18 protein-coding genes are annotated in these 19,771 nt (G+C 42.5%); 15 read left to right on the top strand and 3 right to left on the bottom strand.

The annotated features are described in order from the left end of the window. Window positions 1-15 precede the first annotated feature (15 nt). From C0J08_RS17735 to C0J08_RS17720, 4 genes are all read left to right on the top strand, one after another. Entirely contained in the window at window positions 16-636 is a 621-nt protein-coding gene (locus C0J08_RS17735) for an invasion associated locus B family protein (protein ID WP_212653230.1), read from the top strand. 378 nt (window positions 637-1,014) lie between these two features. Then, window positions 1,015-4,224, top strand: a complete 3,210-nt coding sequence (locus C0J08_RS17730) for an AfsR/SARP family transcriptional regulator (RefSeq protein WP_212653229.1) — start codon at window positions 1,015-1,017, stop codon at window positions 4,222-4,224. 194 nt (window positions 4,225-4,418) lie between these two features. Then, window positions 4,419-5,282: a DUF72 domain-containing protein gene (locus C0J08_RS17725; protein ID WP_212653228.1), complete on the top strand. Its 864-nt coding sequence runs from the start codon at window positions 4,419-4,421 to the stop codon at window positions 5,280-5,282. A 45-nt stretch (window positions 5,283-5,327) separates the two neighbouring features. Next, the gene (locus C0J08_RS17720) at window positions 5,328-5,636 is read left to right on the top strand and encodes a YqfO family protein (protein ID WP_212653227.1); all 309 of its coding nucleotides are present in this window, start codon (window positions 5,328-5,330) and stop codon (window positions 5,634-5,636) included. Here C0J08_RS17720 and C0J08_RS17715 read toward each other — a convergent pair. The 3 genes from C0J08_RS17715 to C0J08_RS17705 all read right to left on the bottom strand — a co-directional run bounded on the left by C0J08_RS17715 (window position 5,617) and on the right by C0J08_RS17705 (window position 8,279). After that, the gene (locus tag C0J08_RS17715) at window positions 5,617-6,162 is read right to left on the bottom strand and encodes an NUDIX hydrolase (RefSeq protein WP_212653226.1); all 546 of its coding nucleotides are present in this window, start codon (window positions 6,160-6,162) and stop codon (window positions 5,617-5,619) included. The two genes, C0J08_RS17720 and C0J08_RS17715, sit on opposite strands and share 20 nt — an antisense overlap. A gap of 9 nt (window positions 6,163-6,171) precedes the next feature. Continuing rightward, window positions 6,172-7,428: an HlyC/CorC family transporter gene (locus C0J08_RS17710; RefSeq protein WP_212653225.1), complete on the bottom strand. Its 1,257-nt coding sequence runs from the start codon at window positions 7,426-7,428 to the stop codon at window positions 6,172-6,174. Between the two features lie 83 nt (window positions 7,429-7,511). Beyond that, complete coding sequence (locus tag C0J08_RS17705; RefSeq protein ID WP_212653224.1) at window positions 7,512-8,279, bottom strand: cytochrome C assembly family protein; 768 nt, start codon at window positions 8,277-8,279, stop codon at window positions 7,512-7,514. A gap of 130 nt (window positions 8,280-8,409) precedes the next feature. Here C0J08_RS17705 and ffh point away from each other — a divergent pair, with 130 nt between their 5' ends. From ffh to recJ, 11 genes are all read left to right on the top strand, one after another. After that, window positions 8,410-9,795, top strand: a complete 1,386-nt coding sequence (ffh, locus tag C0J08_RS17700) for a signal recognition particle protein (RefSeq protein WP_212653223.1) — start codon at window positions 8,410-8,412, stop codon at window positions 9,793-9,795. Window positions 9,796-9,973: 178 nt separating this feature from the next. Continuing rightward, window positions 9,974-10,222 carry a 30S ribosomal protein S16 gene (gene rpsP / locus C0J08_RS17695; RefSeq protein ID WP_012071436.1) on the top strand — a complete coding sequence of 83 codons (249 nt, stop codon included), beginning with the start codon at window positions 9,974-9,976 and terminating at the stop codon, window positions 10,220-10,222. Window positions 10,223-10,237: 15 nt separating this feature from the next. After that, window positions 10,238-10,783 (top strand): ribosome maturation factor RimM, encoded by a 546-nt coding sequence (rimM, locus tag C0J08_RS17690; RefSeq protein ID WP_212653222.1) that lies wholly within the window; start codon window positions 10,238-10,240, stop codon window positions 10,781-10,783. A gap of 22 nt (window positions 10,784-10,805) precedes the next feature. Continuing rightward, entirely contained in the window at window positions 10,806-11,558 is a 753-nt protein-coding gene (trmD, locus tag C0J08_RS17685; RefSeq protein ID WP_212653221.1) for a tRNA (guanosine(37)-N1)-methyltransferase TrmD, read from the top strand. Window positions 11,559-11,627: 69 nt separating this feature from the next. Then, window positions 11,628-11,990 carry a 50S ribosomal protein L19 gene (rplS, locus tag C0J08_RS17680; protein WP_110576970.1) on the top strand — a complete coding sequence of 121 codons (363 nt, stop codon included), beginning with the start codon at window positions 11,628-11,630 and terminating at the stop codon, window positions 11,988-11,990. 105 nt (window positions 11,991-12,095) lie between these two features. Continuing rightward, on the top strand, window positions 12,096-12,812 hold the full coding sequence (locus C0J08_RS17675; RefSeq protein ID WP_212653220.1) for a thioredoxin fold domain-containing protein: 717 nt from the start codon (window positions 12,096-12,098) through the stop codon (window positions 12,810-12,812). Between the two features lie 161 nt (window positions 12,813-12,973). Beyond that, window positions 12,974-14,275, top strand: a complete 1,302-nt coding sequence (locus C0J08_RS17670) for a homoserine dehydrogenase (RefSeq protein WP_212653219.1) — start codon at window positions 12,974-12,976, stop codon at window positions 14,273-14,275. A 12-nt stretch (window positions 14,276-14,287) separates the two neighbouring features. Further along, complete coding sequence (gene thrC, locus C0J08_RS17665; protein ID WP_212653218.1) at window positions 14,288-15,673, top strand: threonine synthase; 1,386 nt, start codon at window positions 14,288-14,290, stop codon at window positions 15,671-15,673. An 80-nt stretch (window positions 15,674-15,753) separates the two neighbouring features. Continuing rightward, the gene (locus C0J08_RS17660; RefSeq protein WP_212653217.1) at window positions 15,754-16,473 is read left to right on the top strand and encodes a 16S rRNA (uracil(1498)-N(3))-methyltransferase; all 720 of its coding nucleotides are present in this window, start codon (window positions 15,754-15,756) and stop codon (window positions 16,471-16,473) included. A 127-nt stretch (window positions 16,474-16,600) separates the two neighbouring features. Beyond that, the gene (locus C0J08_RS17655) at window positions 16,601-17,707 is read left to right on the top strand and encodes a GGDEF domain-containing protein (protein ID WP_212653216.1); all 1,107 of its coding nucleotides are present in this window, start codon (window positions 16,601-16,603) and stop codon (window positions 17,705-17,707) included. A gap of 226 nt (window positions 17,708-17,933) precedes the next feature. Next, a complete protein-coding gene (gene recJ / locus C0J08_RS17650; protein ID WP_212653215.1) occupies window positions 17,934-19,658 on the top strand; it encodes a single-stranded-DNA-specific exonuclease RecJ in 1,725 nt (574 codons plus the stop codon). Window positions 19,659-19,771: the final 113 nt, after the last annotated feature.

Genomic DNA, 19,771 nt, shown 5'->3' with positions numbered 1-19,771 from the left:
ATGAGCGCTAATAGAATGACCAAAATAAGTATCCGCCTTTCTCATATCACTATGGCACTGTGTGCCGCAACTATGGTGTTTACTGCACCTCTTGTTACGGCTGCGGAGTCTGCTAAGCAAGCCGCTGTTTCAAATAAACCGTTAGAAACGACGGCAACGTATGGCAATTGGGTGTTGCATTGCGTGCAATTACCTAGCCCATCTAATGGCAAGGATGATCAGGCGGATGATCAGGCGGATGATGCGAGTTGTGAAATTGTGCAATCGGCTCAGATACAAGGGCAATCTCGCCCTGTGATGCAAATGGCCATTGGGCGTTTACCAGGCCAAAAAGACTTCACTGTGACAACAGTGATACCCGTAAATGTGTCTATTCCAGGTCGTGTTCAGATTGTGATTGATAGTGAAGCCAAAGAGACAAAAAAGAAAGCCGATGGATTTGACCTGACTCTGACTCGCTGCCTACCAAGTGGTTGTGTTGCCGTTACCAAGCTGGATAACAAAATGCGCGCCCAGATGAGTGCTGGAATCGCTGGTCAGCTGAAATTTATCAGTGCGAATGGGCAAGAAATTGCTATTCCATTGTCTTGGATGGGCTTTACTCAAGCAATGACATCATTGGATAAAAAAGAGTAAAGCAAGTACTGCGCTGACGTTATTCTCTTGCTTCGGCGGTGTAGTCTCGACGTTCAAGGCATTACATATCAAAAAAATCGTGAAGGGTATCAACTTCTTTCGGTTTAAGTGGCTGGAAAACCTTAAGATTGGTGTCTTCTTTTTAGGCAATTTCCAGCGTTTACGGCGCTTCTTACCCAAAATTTCCTTGCTATAAACACATATTCATATATGTGTTACCATTTCTGTGTTTAGTCAGTGTCGATTCAGTACTTTTACTATTGTCAATCAATGATTTGTCTTTATTTATACTAAAGCGGCACCTAGCTATGTATTCCTCTGATGGTTAATTTTGTATATAAAGCATAATGAAAAGAAGGCGGCTAGTGTAGGATATGTATGTCAACGGATGAAGCGTCTACAATTAGGTATAGTGTCAATAACAAGCTAATCGCTCCTCGTTCCACAACAGTTTTTCATCGCAGAAAACTACTGAATTACCTTGATTCAGTGTCTTCGGATCTTATTTGGGTATCTGCGCCAGGAGGATCTGGGAAAACTACGCTGGTAGCTGACTGGCTAGATCAATCTAAAACACCACATATTTGGTTGAGGCTTGAGGAATCAGATTCTTCCTTAGGAACATTCTTTTATAATTTAGCACTGGCTGCACGTCATTCATTTCCGGATGATGCGAGAGAACTGCAGGCTTTTACACAGGAATACTCATTGGCGCCGGCCACTTTCGCTGTCAATTTCTTTAACTCTCTACTGGCTGTTTTTCCCAATGATACCGCGACATTTGTGCTCGATGACTATCATGAACTGACTGATAGTTCGCCTGTGCATGAAGTGATTAATACGGTTTTGGAACATCCAGATCATCAATTTCGTTTTGTTGTTATAAGTAGGCATTCATCGCCACAAGCCTATTTGACGCTTAAAGCCACTCATAAAATGACACATTTGGATTGGCAGGACATTCAGTTTTCCCAAGCCGATACTAAGCAGCTTCTTGAGCTGGAACTGTCTCGTGAGATCTCCCCAGAAGTGCTTGCTTATATCCAGCATGAGGCCGGTGGGTGGGTATCAGGAATTCGTTTGATTGCGTCCAGAATATATGAGTCTGATTGGGTTAACCCGTTGACTAAAGACAGTCATGTTGAAGTTCTGAAAAAAGATGCTTTTGACTATTTTGCTTTGGAGGTTTTTGCTGGTTTTAATGCTGAAATAAAAAGATTGTTGATTAGAACTTCGTTTATGCCTTTTTTTACGTCTGATATGGCCTTTGAAATATCAGGTGTTAAAAAATCTTTTATTTATCTAGAAGAGTTTGTTAGAAAAAATCTTTTTCTTCAGTCTCATCAAGGAAATCCAGTTACATACCGTTATCATCCGCTTTTCCAGTCTTTTCTAAGTAATTATGCTCAAGCGAACATGTCTGCTAAGGAGATTTCGGAGGTATCGTATACTTCTGCTCGAATTCTTTCTGAAATGGGCGCTTTTGAATCGGCGATAGAGATTTTCATTAATAATGGTTTTTATGATGAAGCTCGCTTACTAATCAATGAGCAATCAGAAGCTCTCCTTAAGCAAGGTCGAATACAACAACTGCTCAAGTGGTTTGAGAAAATCCCTGAAGACTTTGTTATCAAAGAGCCCAAGTTATTGATAACTCTTGGGAAAAGTCAGCTTCTTTCATCGCCTGAAAAGGCGTGCGAACTGTTTTTTAAAGTGATTAGGCACTCTATAGAAAATAATGATAAAGCATCTGCTATAGAAGCCTATGGGATGTATTTAGAAGCGCTGTCTATCTCAGGTAGAGATTATCATTTGCTTGAAGATTGTCTTTATGGTCTAGAAAGCTTGCTTGAAGATCCGACCCCTGAAACCTTGAAAGCAGCTGAGAGTATTGCTTGTGTTGTGCTGTGTTCAACATCCTTTGTTGCGTTAAATCATCCATTGCAACAGCGTTGGAAAGAGTTAGCAAAAAAATATATTCAATGTACCCAAGCTCCGGCCAGTCTCATAAAAGCCTGCAATAACATGATGATTTATTATCGGTTTGCTGGTGAGGATCATAGTACCTATCATCTGATTGATATCTTGAGTCCGCTCAGGGAGTTTATTGAGTCAATTCCCTTATTGAAATTGCAAACTCAGGTTATTGATGCATTTCATTATGGTTATGTATTAGGCAAAGGGGAGCAGTCAGCTGATATTTGTAGAAGGGGGATTCAGGAAGGTCTAAGTACAGGTATTCGTCTCTATGAATTTTGGTTTCGCTATATTCTTGTTCTGACTTTACTCCGAAGCGAACATATAACAGAAGCAGAGGAGCAAATTACGCTCTTATTAGCTCAGTATTCTGAATACCCACCCGTCCGTAAGGCCGATATTTTAACGCTCTCGGCTATGTGTGCTCTGTATAAAAAAGACTTATATAAAGCTCGGCATGACATTGAAAATGCCAATGAGTTGTTTGCTAGATCGGGTGCTAGCTTCCCTGTGATATGGTCAGGGGTGATTATGGCCATCATAAAATATGAACTTGGGGATATTGAAGGCTGCCATAGCTTATTGCAGACTCTTGAGCAAAAAGATTGGTTGGGATCTGCCTATGCAAAATATCAAGCGCTATGTTTGGAGGCATGGATTGAGTTAAATACCGACGAGAATTGCACTGACAAGCTAGTGGAAGCATTTGCTTTGGCTCGTCGCCAACACTTTATTTTTATCCCTCTTATAGGAAGGGCCGCCTTTATTGAATTATGCCAAAGAGCTTTGCATTTCGGTGTAGAGACAGAGTATGTAAGGAATATTATTTCTGAGCATCTTTTGGTGCCAGATAACCCTTTGTCAACTTCGCATCTCTGGCCATTTCCCCTAAAAATATACACTCTGCAGCCGTTTAAGGTGATAGTGACAACGTCAGAAGGTGAGTCTGAATTGAGCTTGCAGCCGAAGTCCCTTGAGTTATTAAAGGCGTTGATTGCTTTAGGTGGATACAATGTATCTATAGAAAAAGTCTGTGATACCCTCTGGGGGGATTCGGATGGTGATGCTGCTTATAAATCATTTAAAACGACTCTTTATCGACTCCGCAAAACATTAGGGTCTGAAAATTATATTGTTGCTAAAAATAATACACTTTCTTTCTCTCGTGAATGTTGGGTAGATGCATTATGTATTTGGGATGAGCGACTGTTAATGTCTCCGAAAAAAATGCTCCTCGTTCGAGAGCTAGTGTCATTGTGCCATTCTCCTTTTCTCAGTGAAGACGGTGACTCAAGCTGGGTGGTTCGCTCTCGAATACGTATAAGTCGTAATGTAACGAAACTATTCAATTACGCCGCTCAGACCTTGCTTGATCAAGATAAATCTGACGAAGCGATTACTTACTATGAGCAGGCGTTAGAAATAGACCCATTTGAAGAAGATTATTATGCGGGCCTTATGGAGTGTTACCATAACATGCGTCGGCTTGATCGGATTTATGCGACTTATCAGCGTTGTCTTGATGTGTTTGGGACCATGAATCAGTTGACTCCATCGTCTAGGTTGAGCGGCTGTTACGAAAATCTGATAGCGCAATACTCTAATAATTAGTGGCTAGTTGTGTGTTTCTTCATTAGTGCATTGAGTGTCTCTTTTTAAGCATTTTGGTATTTATCCTGTAAATTCTAGTGGCTAATCGGACATTTATTATCATTGTAGGGCACTATCCTGATATCTATGTGGATGATTATTTTGCCTTTAAATCATGACATAAATGATGTGGACAAACATCGCTAAGTTGAAATATGAAAATTTACTATGGTATGGCGCAGTGGCAACATCCAGCTTGGGTAAATTGGCTTTATCCTGCTTCATTGCCAAGTGCTGAAAGAATTGCCCTATATTCGCAAGTATTTTCGACGGTCGAGGTGGGGAGTACTTTCTATACCAAGGTGGACGATGCCCAGTTGATGCGCTGGTACGAATCGGTTTCCGATGAGTTTAAGTTCAGTTTTAAAGCGCCGCAAACGGTAACTCATCGTTTGATAGAGCGACCTTGGGATGATGTGCAGCAAGATTGGCTTGCTTTTATGCTTTCGTTACAGCCCTTGCAGAATAAGCTGGGACCCACTATGTTGCAGTTTCCGGCTGTGTGTGACTCACGGGCCTTAGAAGTGATTTTGGCTTTGTGTGACATGTGGACGTTATCGACGCCTCTGTCTGTAGAGGTCCGGAATCTCGACTATTTTGATAAGGCTCAAACAGAAACTGCTTTTCTATCGTCCTTAGCGGAGCGGAATGTGAATCGAGTGATTATGGATTCTCGCCCCGTTTTTTCGACAGAGGCGTATTGTGAAAGCTTGGTGGATGCCCAAAAGAAAAAGCCAAGAGTGCCTTGTCATCCTGTTGCTACCGCAAATCATCCTGTTATCCGTTTCATTGGTCATCCTGATTTACCTCGAAATGATCTTTGGTTAGATCAATGGGCGACTAAATTGTCGCAATGGTTGTCTGATGGTCTGACTCCAAGTGTGTTTGTTCATTCTTCGGACAATATTGCAGCACCCACTTTGGCGGCGCAGTTGGATGAAAAAGTCAGTGCTTTGTTGCCAGGTTATCAAAGGGTTTTAGATCTGCCTCCAAGTCAGGAGCAAACGAGTTTGTGGTGAATTAGAGGTGTAGTTCTGAGTAATTAAATGGATCGGGGAGTGAAAATGTATTCATTGGTTTTTTATGTTCCGGAAAGTCATTTGGAATCGGTTAAGCAGGCTGTTTTTGACGCTGGTGCGGGTTCCATGGGAAATTATGATTCTTGTTGTTGGCAGGTGAAAGGTCAGGGGCAATTTAGGCCAGTGAAAGGAGCGACTCCTTTTCTTGGTAAACTTGATGAATTAGAGTGTGTTGATGAGTATCGAGTAGAAATGGTGCTCAGTGAGGAAGTGAAAGAACTGGTTTTAGCTGCGTTGTTGTTGGCGCACCCCTATGAAGAGGTGGCCTATCATTTTATTCAGATACAGTGTTGAAGTGAATGGTGTCTTCATGGAAACCATATTGACCTTTTTTATGATCTTCAATAAAGAATTCAATGGTTTTGGTTACACTGCTAAAAGCCAGTTCACCCCATGGGATTTCGTCGAGATCAAATAGTGCAACTTCAGAGCTTTCTTCCGTAGCATGAAAGTCATCCTTTTCGAGTTCTGCGATATAAAAAAGGTGAACTTGATTGATACGCGGAATGCTGATCATACTGAAAGCCTGCTTACATTTTGCTTTCGACCCGCTTTCTTCTAGGGTTTCTCTTAAAGCGCCTTCACTTGTGGTCTCTTGGTTCTCCATAAAACCAGCAGGTAGGGTCCAGAAACCTAAACGAGGTTCAATGTTTCTTCTGCATAACAAGATTTTGTCTTTATAAAGCGGGATAGTGCCTGTGATAAGTCTAGGATTATCGTAATCAATATAGTGGCAGCTTGGGCATACCGCACGTGGTCTATTATCCCCGGCAGGAATTGTCATATTAACGGCATGACCACATTGCGGGCAGAATCTCATGATAAATCCTTAGCGTTTTAACTGAAGTTTGGCATATTTAACCACTTTGTCTTCGATCTCTTGAATCTCAATCAAATAGTGGCCTACCCATAGACTAATTGGGTGCTCTGGGATAAATTCCAAGGTCTCGATAATAAGGCCATTCAGCGTTTTTGGTCCGTCTGTAGGAAGATGCCATTCAAGTGTTTTATTAATCTCTCTTATATGAGTCGAGCCTTCGATTCTGAAAGAGCCATCGTCCAGAGTTTGAATTTCTTCTTCTTCGTCTTGAGTTGGTGGTGTGAATTCCCCCACGATTTCTTCAAGTACGTCTTCTAAAGCCGCGATCCCTTGAACATCACCGTATTCGTCAACCACAATTCCCATTTGCTGGTGATCTTTTTGGAAGTTTAGTAGCACGGTGTTAAGGGAGGTGCTTTCGGGAATAAAGTAGGGCTCAACCGTCGCCTTTAATAAGGCCGCTTTTGATGGATTCGGGTCTCGTAAGAACATAGCGGCGTGGCGAGCATGAAGGATGCCAATTACTTTGTTGATCTCGCCATTATAGACAGGCATACGGGTGTGTCGGGTCTGGCAAATTTGTTCGATGATTTCTTCAATTGAGTCTTCAATATCGATACCGATGACTTCGTTTCGAGGAATCATGATGTCTTCTACAGAGACTTTTTCTAAGTCTAAAATAGAAATAAGCATTTCTTGGTGGGCTGCAGGGATCAGACCGCTGGCTTCGTTAACCACGGTTCTGAGTTCTTCTGAATCCAGTGTATCGTGGTTTTGTTGTGAGGCATTCACGCCGATCAGACGAAGTAAACCATTTGATAAACCATTGACTAGCCAAACCAGTGGATAGAGTACTTTCAATAAGATGGCAAGGACCCAAGAGGCCGGAAAGGCAATTTTCTCAGGGTGTATGGCGGCCAATGTTTTTGGTGTGACTTCCGCGAATATTAGAACGATCATCGTCAATGCTGCTGTGGCGATGGCGACACCTGCATCGCCCCACAGGCGAACGGCAATAATAGTGGCTATTGCAGACGCTAGGATATTAACAAAGTTATTTCCTATTAAGATGACGCCGATAAGTCTATCGGGGCGTTCTAGGAGAGAGTTTACTTTAATGGCAGACCGGTTCTTGTTTTTAACAAGGTGCTTGAGTCGATACTTATTGATCGACAACATCCCTGTCTCGGAACTCGAAAAGAAAGCGGAAAGTAAAATAAGACAAAAAAGTATTCCACCAAGAACACCTAAGGGTACTTCGTTCAAAAAGGGATCGCCTCAATTATTAAGATAAATGGATTATTGGTTCTTAAGATCCTACTGTCAAACATACTTTGTTGAATATTTGGTTAGTTTAGTAAAATCTGTAAAGCAATCTGACTACCAAAGTAGCCTATCATCAGAAGGAAAAAACCACTAAGTGTCAGCTTTACGGCTAATTGACCACGCCAGCCTGCTATGTGTCTACCCAGTAATAAACCAGCAAAGACAAACCATGAGGCAATTGTGAAAAATGTTTTGTGGACAAGGTGTTGGGCAAACATATCCTCAATAAAGTAAAAACCTGTTGCTATTGTGATGGTTAATAGTATGAAGGCGGCCCAAATAAACTCAAACATTAAGCGCTCTAATACTTGTAATGGCGGCACTCTGAGCAGTTGTTTTAGTTTGTGATGCTTAAGTTGGTATTCTTGCATGGACAGTAAAATACCCACGCCACATGCGGCGGTAAATAAACTGTAGGCAACAGAAGCAATAAGAATGTGAGCACTGGTTCCCCAAGATGGGCTGTGCAGCTGTTTCAAGTCCCAAGGTTCAATCGCATTTAACGCGATAATAATGGCCCCAAGAGGAAATGCTGCTCCGAGCAATAGGGTTAAATCTTTGTCTCTATTACTAAACCAGAGTAGGCAATTACCAATAAGCGCAATTAAAAGTCCAATAGTGAGGAAGTTAAACCCATCGCGGTTGAGCAATGTTTGGGTTAAGGCGTAGGTATGCATTGCAATTGCAATCGCCCCAATGTATTGGGTAAAGCGTTTTTCTGGACGCAGATAATACGCTGTGCCAGCAATCAAACAAGCGATACAAGCAAGCCAAAGCGATAATTGAGTCATGAAACTAATGGTTCCGCAGAGTAAAGGTATAGGGTGATAATCATTTATCCGTTATAATAGAGACAATTTCACCTTGGATAAACTGAAACCGTAGGTTTTTTTCCATTTAGAGCCAAAATTTGAGGGCAATATGTTCGACAATTTATCGAATCGTTTAACTTCCTCGCTTGATCGTATTCGAGGTCGAGCGAAATTAACGGAAGACAATATACAAGAAGTGTTGCGTGAAGTGCGTATGGCACTTCTCGAAGCCGACGTTGCTTTGCCAGTAGTTAAAGACTTTATTGCTGCTGTTAAAGAGCGTGCTATCGGGACTGAAGTATCTAAGAGTTTGAGTCCTGGTCAGGTTTTCCTAAAAATTGTTAAGCAAGAACTTGAAAGCGTAATGGGCGAGGCTAATGATGGCCTTAACCTTCGTGTTTCGCGTCCAGCGGTTATCTTGTTGGCGGGTTTGCAGGGTGCGGGTAAAACTACATCGGCAGCCAAACTTGCGAAATACCTAAAAGAGCGTGAGAAAAAATCGGTATCGGTTGTTAGTGCCGACGTTTACCGACCGGCCGCTATTAAACAGTTGGAGACTTTGGCGGGTGAAGTTGGTGTTGACTTTATTCCCAGTGATTTATCTCAAAAGCCAATTGATATTGTTAATAATGCGATTGATTACGCTAAAAAAGGTCATAAAGATGTCCTGATTGTTGATACGGCAGGCCGTTTGTCTATCGATGACGACATGATGGCGGAAATAAAAGCGCTCCATGGAGCTGTTAATCCTATTGAAACTCTGTTTGTTGTGGATGCAATGACAGGGCAAGATGCGGCGAATACGGCGAAAGCGTTTGGTGATGTGTTACCACTGACTGGTGTCATTTTAACTAAGACCGATGGTGATGCGCGTGGTGGGGCGGCTTTGTCTGTTCGTCATATCACGGGTAAACCGATTAAGTTCTTAGGTGTAGGTGAGAAAACCGATGCATTAGAACCTTTCCATCCTGATCGTTTGGCATCTCGTATCTTAGGAATGGGTGATATGCTTTCTTTAATAGAGGAAGCAGAACAAAAGATCGATAAAGACAAAGCAGAAAAACTTGCTGGCAAACTGAAAAAAGGCAAAGGCTTTGATCTAGAAGATTTCAAAGAGCAGCTGCAGCAAATGAAAAATATGGGCGGCATGAGCTCTATGCTGGATAAGCTTCCAGGTATGGGCGGCCAGCTTGGTAATATTCAGGATAAAGTGAACGATAAAATGTTTGTTCAAATGGAAGCCTTGATTAATTCCATGACCCCCGCAGAACGCCATAACCCTGATGTGATTAATGGTTCTCGTAAAAAGCGTATTTCAGCGGGTGCTGGTTTGCAGATTCAAGATTTGAATCGTCTTCTAAAGCAGCATAAACAAATGCAAAAGATGATGAAGAAGATGTCTGCAAAAGGTGGGATGAAGAAAATGATGCGTGGTTTAGGTGGAATGATGCCGGGTGGTGGTATGCCTGGCGGTGGAAATTTCCCTAAATTTTAAAGATATCTTCTTGTTTTTATTAACGGTAGTTAAAAAACTGCCGTTTTTAATGTCTGGGCGAGTAATTCGCCCTTTTGTTTTTCTAGTGAATCGACTAGAATATGCCGCCTTCTTGTTGTATGAGTCAAAAATTCGACTCGGCAAGGGGTGTTTCGTTAAGCAATAAGGAACCAATCATATGGTAACTATTCGTCTTTCTCGTGGTGGCTCTAAAAAGCGCCCATTCTATCATTTGAACGTGGCTGATAGCCGTCGTGCTCGTGATGGTCGTTATATCGAGCGTTTGGGTTTCTTTAACCCTGTTGCTCGTGGTCAAGAAGAACGTCTACGCATCGATCTAGATCGCGTTAATCATTGGGTTAGCCAAGGCGCTCAACTTTCTGACCGTGCTGCGCAGCTTGTAAAAGATGCTAGCAAAAACGCTTAATACTGAGGTAATGCTATGTCTGAACTAAAACAAGCTGCCGCTCCTGAGCAAGCGCTTGTAGTTGGACGCATTACATCGGTTTATGGTGTTAAAGGGTGGGTGAAGTTATATTCGCACACCGATCCAATGCAAGGAATCTTTGATTATAAGCATTGGTGGTTGAAAACCCCTAGTGGGTGGAAAATCGTAGAGTTAAGCCAAGGCCGTCTGCAAGGGCGCGGTTTGGTGGCATCTGTTAAAGGTTACACCGACAGAGATCAAGTAAAAGAGATTTGCGGTTTGGATGTTTATATAGATGCAGCAGAGCTGCCAGAATTGGATGAAGGTGATTATTACTGGAGTCAACTGGAAGGTCTGCGGGTGATTACTAAAGAGGGAGTCCTCTTAGGGAAGGTTTCTCAACTTATGGAAACCGGTGCGAATGATGTGATTGTTGTCCGCGCGTGTGAAGGTAGCTTTGATCGTGAAGAGCGATTGATTCCTTATGCTCCAGGAACTTATGTTTTAAACATCGATTTAGAGCAGCAGGAAATGGTAGTTGACTGGGATCCAGAATTTTAAACAGATAAGCTGAGGTCACAACGTGAAGGTTAGCGTTATATCGCTCTTTCCGGAGATGTTTCAAGCCATTACTCAATATGGAGTAACAGGCAGAGCCATTAAGTCTGGGTTGATTGAGGTGGATTTTTTCAATCCCCGCGATTTTACTCATGACAGACATAAGACTGTAGATGATCGCCCTTATGGTGGTGGCCCAGGGATGCTGATGAAAGTTCAGCCTCTCAAAGATGCTATTGAAAGTGCCAAGTTATCGGTGCCCAATGCAAAAGTTATTTTTCTATCCCCTCAAGGGCGTACGCTGACGCAAGAAGGCGTGCAACAACTTGCTAAACAAGCAGAATTTATTCTGGTAGCAGGTCGTTATGAAGGCGTTGATGAGCGCTTTATTCAATCTGAGATTGATGAAGAATGGTCAATTGGCGACTTTGTCCTAAGCGGTGGTGAGTTGCCGGCAATGGTATTAATGGATGCTGTCTCTAGGATGGTTCCAGGAGTATTAGGAAAACAAGCATCTGCAGATGAGGATTCATTTTCTGATGGTTTGTTGGATTGCCCGCATTATACTCGCCCAGAAGTACTAAATGGTGAACCTGTACCATCGGTATTGCTTAGTGGCAACCACGAGGAGATTAGACGCTGGCGTTTAAAGCAAAAGCTCGGAAGAACTTTTCAACGCCGGCCAGACCTTCTGCAGAACCTTGAGTTGGACAAGGAACAGCAGTTGTTGTTAGAAGAGTTTATTCGCGAAACTGAAGATTCAACCTCGGCAGAGTAGGAATTGCGAGCTTATCAGAAAGAAGAACCTTCATGCTGATAAGAAACCATATCATTAGGAGTCACATCCATGAGCAATAAAACTAAGCTGATTCAGCAGTTAGAAGCTGAACAGATGACAAAAGAAGTCCCAGCCTTCGGTCCTGGTGACACTATTGTTGTTCAAGTTAAAGTTAAAGAAGGTTCACGCGAGCGTCTACAGGCCTATGAAGGTGTTGTAATCTCTAAGCGTAACCGTGGTCTTAACTCAGCATTTACCGTTCGTAAGATTTCTAGCGGTATCGGTGTTGAGCGTGCTTTCCAAACGTACAGCCCTTTGGTTGAAAGCATCGAAGTTAAACGCCGCGGTGACGTGCGTCAAGCTAAGATCTACTACCTACGCGAGCGTTCTGGTAAATCTGCACGTATCAAAGAAAAATTGGCTAAACGTTAATTCTTTCTTATTAAAAAAAGGCGACGTAAGTCGCCTTTTTTTATGGAACTTACTCCCTGTCGTATGGCCTAATAAGGATTAATCGCCATGTCTTTGAGGTTCTTCATGAAGAGTTGTCTCCGTTTACTATCCCGCTTTACTCTAATCAGCGTATTGTTTTCCCTTTCTCACGCTGTCTTCGCTAGCCAATCTGATGTCTTATCTGCAGTTAAAACGGCCTTACCTCAATATGAAGTTGAAAGCGCTGAATTACATGAAGGCGCAGGCTTATATGTTGTGACTTTAAAAAATGGTCCAACACTTCATGTGACGCAAGATGGTAAGTATTTTGTCGCAGGTGACCTTTACCGAATAGACGAAACTTCCATTGAGAATGAAACCGAAAAAGCAAAACTTGCTAAGATTGAAGCAATACCTGAAGCGCAAATGATTGTTTATAAAGCAAAGGATGAGAAAGCACATATCACTGTGTTTACTGATGTCGATTGTGGTTACTGTCGAATGCTTCATAAAGAAGTTCCAAAGCTGAACGAGGCTGGTGTTACTGTTCGTTATTTGGCGTACCCAAGAGCAGGTATTGGTTCGGAAGCTTATACAAAAATGGTGAGCATCTGGTGTTCGGCCGACCCTAAAGAGTGGTTAACACAAGCAAAATTAGGCGCTGAGATTCCGGAAAACAAATGTGTTAATCCAGTTGCAGATCAATATAAACTGGGTAACGAAGTGGGTGTGCGCGGTACCCCAAGTATTGTACTGAGTGACGGTGAGTTTTTGCCTGGTTACCTTCCTGCTACTGAGTTGGTCAAACGTCTTGGGTTATAGCTATATCACAAAATATTCCACTAAGTATGAGCCTTCTTCAGCCTATTCTACGTTGGGTTTGAGCAGTACTGGCGTTATAATGAGTCAAAATGTGGCTTTATTAAGCGCCTTTTAACATTACGTGTTTTATAAAAATTAAATTGTCTCTGTGGGGTATTGTTTTGAAACCGGTAAAAGTCGGGATTTGTGGGCTAGGGACTGTGGGGTCTGGTAGTTTTAATATTCTTTGTAATAATGCGGAAGAGATTACACGACGTGTGGGTCGCAGCATTGTTATTGAACAAGTCGGAGCTCGTCGTGATAATGACGCTTGCGACACTTCCGAGATTAATGTCACCCGCGATATTTTTGAAGTAGTCAATAATCCAGAGATTGATATCGTTCTTGAGTTAATTGGCGGAACGTCTGTGGCGAAAGAGCTGGTTTTAAAAGCCATAGAAAATGGTAAGCATGTCGTTACGGCGAACAAAGCACTGATTGCAGAACATGGCAATGAGATTTTTGCCAAGGCCCAAGAGAAAGGTGTAATTGTAGCATTCGAAGCCGCAGTTGCTGGCGGTATTCCTATTATCAAGCAATTGCGCGAAGGTTTGTCTGCAAATCGAATTGAATGGTTAGCGGGTATTATCAACGGTACTGGTAATTTTATTTTGACTGAGATGAGTCAAAAAGGCCGTGAGTTTGAAGATGTATTAGCCGAAGCACAAGAACTGGGTTACGCAGAAGCCGATCCGACCTTTGATATTGAAGGTATTGATGCCGCGCACAAGCTAACGATTCTTGCTTCTATCGCATTCGGTATCCCGCTTCAATTTGAAAAAACCTATACCGAAGGGATCAGTCGCATTACCTCTGAAGATGTGGCGTTTGCCGATGACCTTGGTTATGCCATTAAACATTTAGGAATTGCTCGCCGTTCCAAAGCCGGTATCGAATTGCGAGTTCATCCGACGTTGATTTCCCATAAGCAGCTTTTGGCTAATGTAAATGGCGTGATGAATGCCATTATGGTGCAAGGTGATGTTGTCGGTCCTACTTTGACGTATGGCGCAGGGGCTGGTGCTTTGCCAACAGGATCATCCGTTATTGCGGATGTCATTGATGTGGCTCGTACTTTGACCGCAGACCCAACAAACCGAGTGCCACACTTGGCGTTCCAGGCTGATTCTTTGTCTGATGTGCAAGTTTTACCTGTTGAGGAAATTGAGTGCGGTTTCTTCCTTAATATGACAATTAAAGATCGTGCTGGTGTGTTGGCGAATATTACTCAGATTTTATCTACTAATGATATCAGTATAGAGTCACTGATTCAGCGTGAGCGCGAAGGCAGTGAGCTAGTGCCATTGGTTGTTATGACTCATGATGTGAAAGAACGCAATATGAATGCTGCGATTGCGGCGATTGAAGCCTTGCCGGATGTTGCTGGGACCGTTCAGCGAATCCGTGTTGAAAACTTGGCGTAAGAGAGAGCAAATATGAAATACATTTCTACTCGTGGTAAAGCGCCTGCGCTTTCTTTTGGCGATGTGTTATTGGCTGGTTTGGCAAATGATGGCGGTCTTTATGTGCCAGAAACTTTGCCTCACTACAGTAAAGAGGAAATCGCTTCTTGGGCAAATCTGAGTTATCAAGAGTTAGCCTTTAAAGTGATGTGGCCTTTTGTGGAAGGCGACATTCCTGCTGATGCGTTTAAAACTATGATTAACGATGCTTATGCGGATTTTAATCATACGGCTATCGCACCAATGGTTCAGGTAGGCAATAACGAATGGATACTGGAGCTGTTTCGCGGTCCAACGTTGGCCTTTAAAGATTTTGCTTTACAGTTGCTTGGTCGCTTGATGGATTATGTTCTATCTGAGCGCAAAGAAAAATTGGTTATTCTTGGTGCAACATCGGGTGACACAGGCTCCGCTGCCATTGAAGGTTGTCGCCATTCCGAACACTTGAGTATTTTTATTTTGCACCCTTATCAGCGTGTATCTGAAGTGCAGCGTCGTCAAATGACAACTGTGATTGATGACAATGTGTTTAATATCGCTGTGAAGGGCAACTTCGATGACTGTCAGGGCATGGTGAAATCGAGCTTTGCAGACCAGTCTTTCTTGAAAGGGGCGAAGCTAGGTGCGGTTAACTCGATTAACTGGGCGCGAATTATGGCTCAAATCGTTTACTACTTTTCTTCTGCATTGTCTGTTGGTGCTCCTCATCGCAAAGTCTCTTTCTCTGTACCAACGGGGAATTTTGGTGACATTTTTGCGGGCTATTTAGCGAAGAAAATGGGCTTGCCTATTGATCAGCTTGTTGTTGCCACCAACCAGAATGACATTCTACATCGTGTGATTGCTGAAAATGACATGAGCCGTCAGTCTTTGAATGTGACCTTGTCGCCCAGTATGGACATTATGGTTTCCAGTAACTTTGAGCGTTTGTTATTTGATGCTCATGGTCGTGATGGTGTGGCGATTGATGATTTAATGTCTCGCTTTAATAAAGGCGATGTATCATTAAATGATCAAGCTTGGTCTTATGTAAAAGAAAACTTTGATAGCTATAAAGTGGACGATAAGAAGACCTGTGAAGTGATTGCGGATGTTTTCGCTAACACTCAGTACCTTCTAGATCCTCATACTGCGATTGGCCTTGAAGCGGCTCGTCACTGTTGGAAAGATCAGTCTGTGCCAATGATTACCTTGGCTACAGCACATCCTGTGAAGTTCCCTGAAGCGGTTGAAAAAGCAGGTTGTGAATCTCCAGTATTACCCGAGCATATGAAAGACCTTTTTGAACGAGAAGAGTCCTACACTGTTCTAGAGAATAGTTTGAGTGATGTACAGGCTTTTGTAGCCGATAAAATCTAGATAGTTATCGCTCATCAAAACCAATAACGGCCAATCTTTGATTGGCCGTTTCTTTTTCTTACTTACTTAGCATTTATCCTATGAATATCATTTTACTCGATTCTAAAAATACCCTTGGTGATGGACGTTATGGTCTAACTGAGCGTCAGCAAACCCATATTTCAAAAGTCATTAAAGCTAAATCGGGTGATGTGCTGCGTGTGGGAATAATGAATGGAGAAATCGGCGAGGGGATTTATGAGCCACCAAGCGAAAGTTTGCCAGGTTATATTCATTCATTAAACCTTACCTCTCAACCGCCAACACCTTTGCCAATGGTATTGGTAATGGCTTTACCTAGGCCTAATATGCTCAAGCGCACTTTGCAGAATATCACTGCCATGGGGGTGAAAGATTTATACCTTATTCACTCGGCTAAAGTGGAAAAAAGCTATTGGCAAAGTCCGGTATTGCAAACTGAATCCATTCAGCAGTGTTTGCTAGAAGGGTTGGAGCAAGCTAAAGACACTATAATGCCTAATTGGACTTTGATTCCTAGGTTTCGTCCTTTTGTTGAAGACCAATTGCCAGATATTTTAAAAGATAAAGTGGGTTTACTTGCTCACCCCTATTTAGCCAAACGATGTCCTGTTGATATTCAACAGCCTTGTGTTTTGGCACTGGGGCCGGAAGGGGGCTGGAATGAGTTTGAAGTGTCCAAATGGCTTGAAGCAGGAATGGAATCGGTTCATTTAGGCGATCGTATTTTGAAAGTGGAAACGGTTGTGCCTGTTTTATTATCGCGTTTGTATCCGACTTAAAGTACTAAGTTTATGAATTGTTGTATTTTGTAATCGTGAGGGATTATTAGAGGAGCTGTTTTGGGCTTTGGTGTAGGATTAAGTCAACTAGCCATACGACTTAGAATCGCTAGGTCGGAGAATTTTCATGACAAAGTATTCAGATAAAAAAAATTCTGACATGACGCCCAAAAGTAAAACCAAAAACGCTTGGTTTAAGTTTTTCTACGTAGGCGGGACATACGATATTTTCTCGGAAGATAATCGTCGAGTTTTTATCATTAATTTGTTTGCTTCAGTTGGCGTTATTTTTTGCCTTCCTTTGGGCATACTGTCGTTAATTGACGGTCAAGTTTTGTTGGGAGCATTCCTCCTTTTTATTGCTTTCTTATATGCGATAAATCACGTTTACTTGCGTTACACTCACAATCATACCTTATCTGGAAATTTCGTTATTTATCCCCTATATCTTCTAATGATCTACTTGGTCTATTCAGGTGGAGTAAATGGAACTGGTCATGTTTGGATATTTTGTGTTCCAGCGGTTTCATTGTTTTTACATGGTATGAAAAAGGGCATGATAGAGCTCGGAGTCTTCACGCTAGCATTAGTCATTATCATGTTCTTTGCTAATAACCATTTTTCTGAATTTGGTTATGACCCAACATTGAAATCAAGGATTCTATTTGCTTTTCTTGTTGTCGTATTTCTATCCGGTATTTATGAATATTCGATGTCTCGTTTTAATCAAGAGTTGAAAGAAACAACGGCGAAACTGAAGTTGGTTGCCTATACGGATTTATTAACTAGTTTATTAAACCGGCGTGGAATGCTGCAGCGCTTAGAGGCCAGTCAATATACTAGCTTTCATTTATTGTTAGCGGATGTGGATTTTTTTAAACGGATTAATGATGAATACGGACATGATGTTGGTGATTACGCACTTACTGAATTAGCAAAGCTCATTCAATCGTCTCTAAAAGAAGGTGATTTAGCCTCTCGTTGGGGCGGGGAAGAATTTTTGATCGCAACATGCAATTGTAGTGAGCATGAGGCCTTTGAGTTCGCTGAATCAATACGCGAACGAGTTGCTGAGCATGAATTTGTGTATCTTGATCAACGTTTTCATATGACGATCAGTTTTGGTGTGGCAACGATGAACGAAACAACGTCGCTGCGAGAAGCCATTACTTTGGCTGATAGTCATTTATACAATGCTAAGCGATCAGGTCGAAATCAAACTCGTATAACTTAGCGATAGATTTATTGGCTCTATTTTGAATATATAAAAAGGCTGCTCTGGTGCTGAATTAGAGTAGCCTTTTTATGTTATGGGCCCAGTGGTAGACGAGATTAGAAAAGAAACTTGTTAATTGGTTGGGGGCGGATGGAGTATTAAATGCAAATACGCTGTCCACAGAGATACTCTGTATTTTCATGTTATGCTTTGTTTATGTGCTTACTTTGATTTTGAGATGTCTATGCGTATTGAGCGCCGAGCGGTACCGGCTGAAAAAAATGACTTTCCATCAACAATGTCTGCAACGCTACAGCGAGTATTTTTGTCTCGTAATGTTAGGTCTGTTGCCCAACTGGATTATCGCTTGCCGCATTTGTTGCGGCCGGATTCTTTATTTGATTTAACCGCCGCCGCGAAAATATTAGCCGACGCTATTGTAGCTGGTCAGAAAATTCTCATTGTAGGGGATTTTGATGCCGATGGAGCGACCAGTACGAGTCTTGGTATTTTAGCTTTAGAGGCAATGGGGGCGATTACGCCTGAGTATTTGGTGCCGAACCGTTTTGAATTTGGTTATGGTCTGACCCCTGAAATTGTTGAGGTTGCGCAGCAGCGATCACCAGATGTTCTGGTAACGGTAGATAATGGTATTGCCAGTATTGATGGTGTGCAGGCGGCAAAGTCTTACGGGATGAAAGTGGTTGTGACCGACCATCACTTACCTGGTGATACCTTGCCAAATGCCGATGCCATTGTGAATCCTAACCACCCCAACTGTGGTTTTCCCAGTAAAAACTTAGCCGGTGTGGGGGTAATCTTTTATGTGATGTCTGCGTTACGGGCTGAGTTGAATCGTCGAAATTGGTTTGCTGAACAGCATATTCCTGAACCTAAAATGGCGGATTATTTGGATTTGGTTGCACTTGGGACGGTGGCGGACGTTGTGCCATTGGATGCGAATAATCGTATTTTGGTCCAGCAGGGAATTAAGCGTATTCAAGCGGGATTGGCTCGTCCAGGCATTCTTGCTTTATTAGACGTGGGTCGTCGAGATTATACGCAATTGAAAGCATCGGATTTGGGCTTTGTTGTTGGGCCAAGGTTGAATGCCGCTGGCCGTTTAGATGACATGTCGATCGGTATTGAATGTTTATTGGCTGTACATCCCCACCAAGCTCGTGAGTATGCGCAGCAATTAGATCAATTCAATCGTGAGCGTAAAGCCATTGAATCCGATATGAAAGAGCAGGCTGAACTCGTGCTGACGTCTTTATTGGATGAGGATCAAGAGATGCCAAATGGCATGTGCTTTTATGATGCGGATTGGCACCAAGGTGTTATTGGTATTTTAGCCTCGCGAATGAAAGACAAATGTCATCGACCTGTGATTGCTTTTGCCCGAGTAGGTGAGGACGAATTAAAAGGTTCGGCACGTTCCATTCCGGGTGTTCATATTCGTGATGCGCTGGATTTGTTGGCCAAGCGGTATCCGCAGCTACTCAGTAAATTTGGTGGCCACGCCATGGCGGCAGGTATGTCGATCAAAGAATCCCACTATGACGCTTTTCGATTGGCTTTTGATGCCATTATTACAGAATGGGTGACACCTGATCAGTTAGAAGCGACATTGCTAACTGATGGACCATTGGCTCCGGAAGATTTTAGTTTGAGTTTTGCCGAGCAGGTTCGGCTGTCAGGCCCATGGGGGCAAATGTTTCCTGAGCCTTGCTTTGACGGCGTATTTGATGTTTTACAACAACGTATTGTCGGTGAGAAACACCTTAAGTTAATGGTGCGTGAACCTAGCAGTGGCTTGCTATTAGATGCGATTAACTTTTTTGTCGATTTGGATAAATGGCCCAATGATAAGGTAACACAAGCACGTTTGGTTTATAAATTGGATGTGAATGAATTTCGTGGTCAGCGTAATCTGCAATTGTTAGTGGACTATCTTGAACCGGCTTAGCTTAAAAGGAAAGATTCGTGCTTTTGCAGAACAAATTCGCTTTGGCACTGCGTATCAAGGCAAAAGTTGAGGTATAATGCCGCTCCCTCATATACATCACTCTAAATTGACTG

Source organism: Marinomonas sp. CT5 (assembly GCF_018336975.1).
Taxonomy (GTDB): Bacteria; Pseudomonadota; Gammaproteobacteria; order Pseudomonadales; family Marinomonadaceae; genus Marinomonas.
The sequence above is the reverse complement of the archived record's forward strand: the minus strand, read 5'-3'. Positions and strand labels throughout refer to the sequence as shown.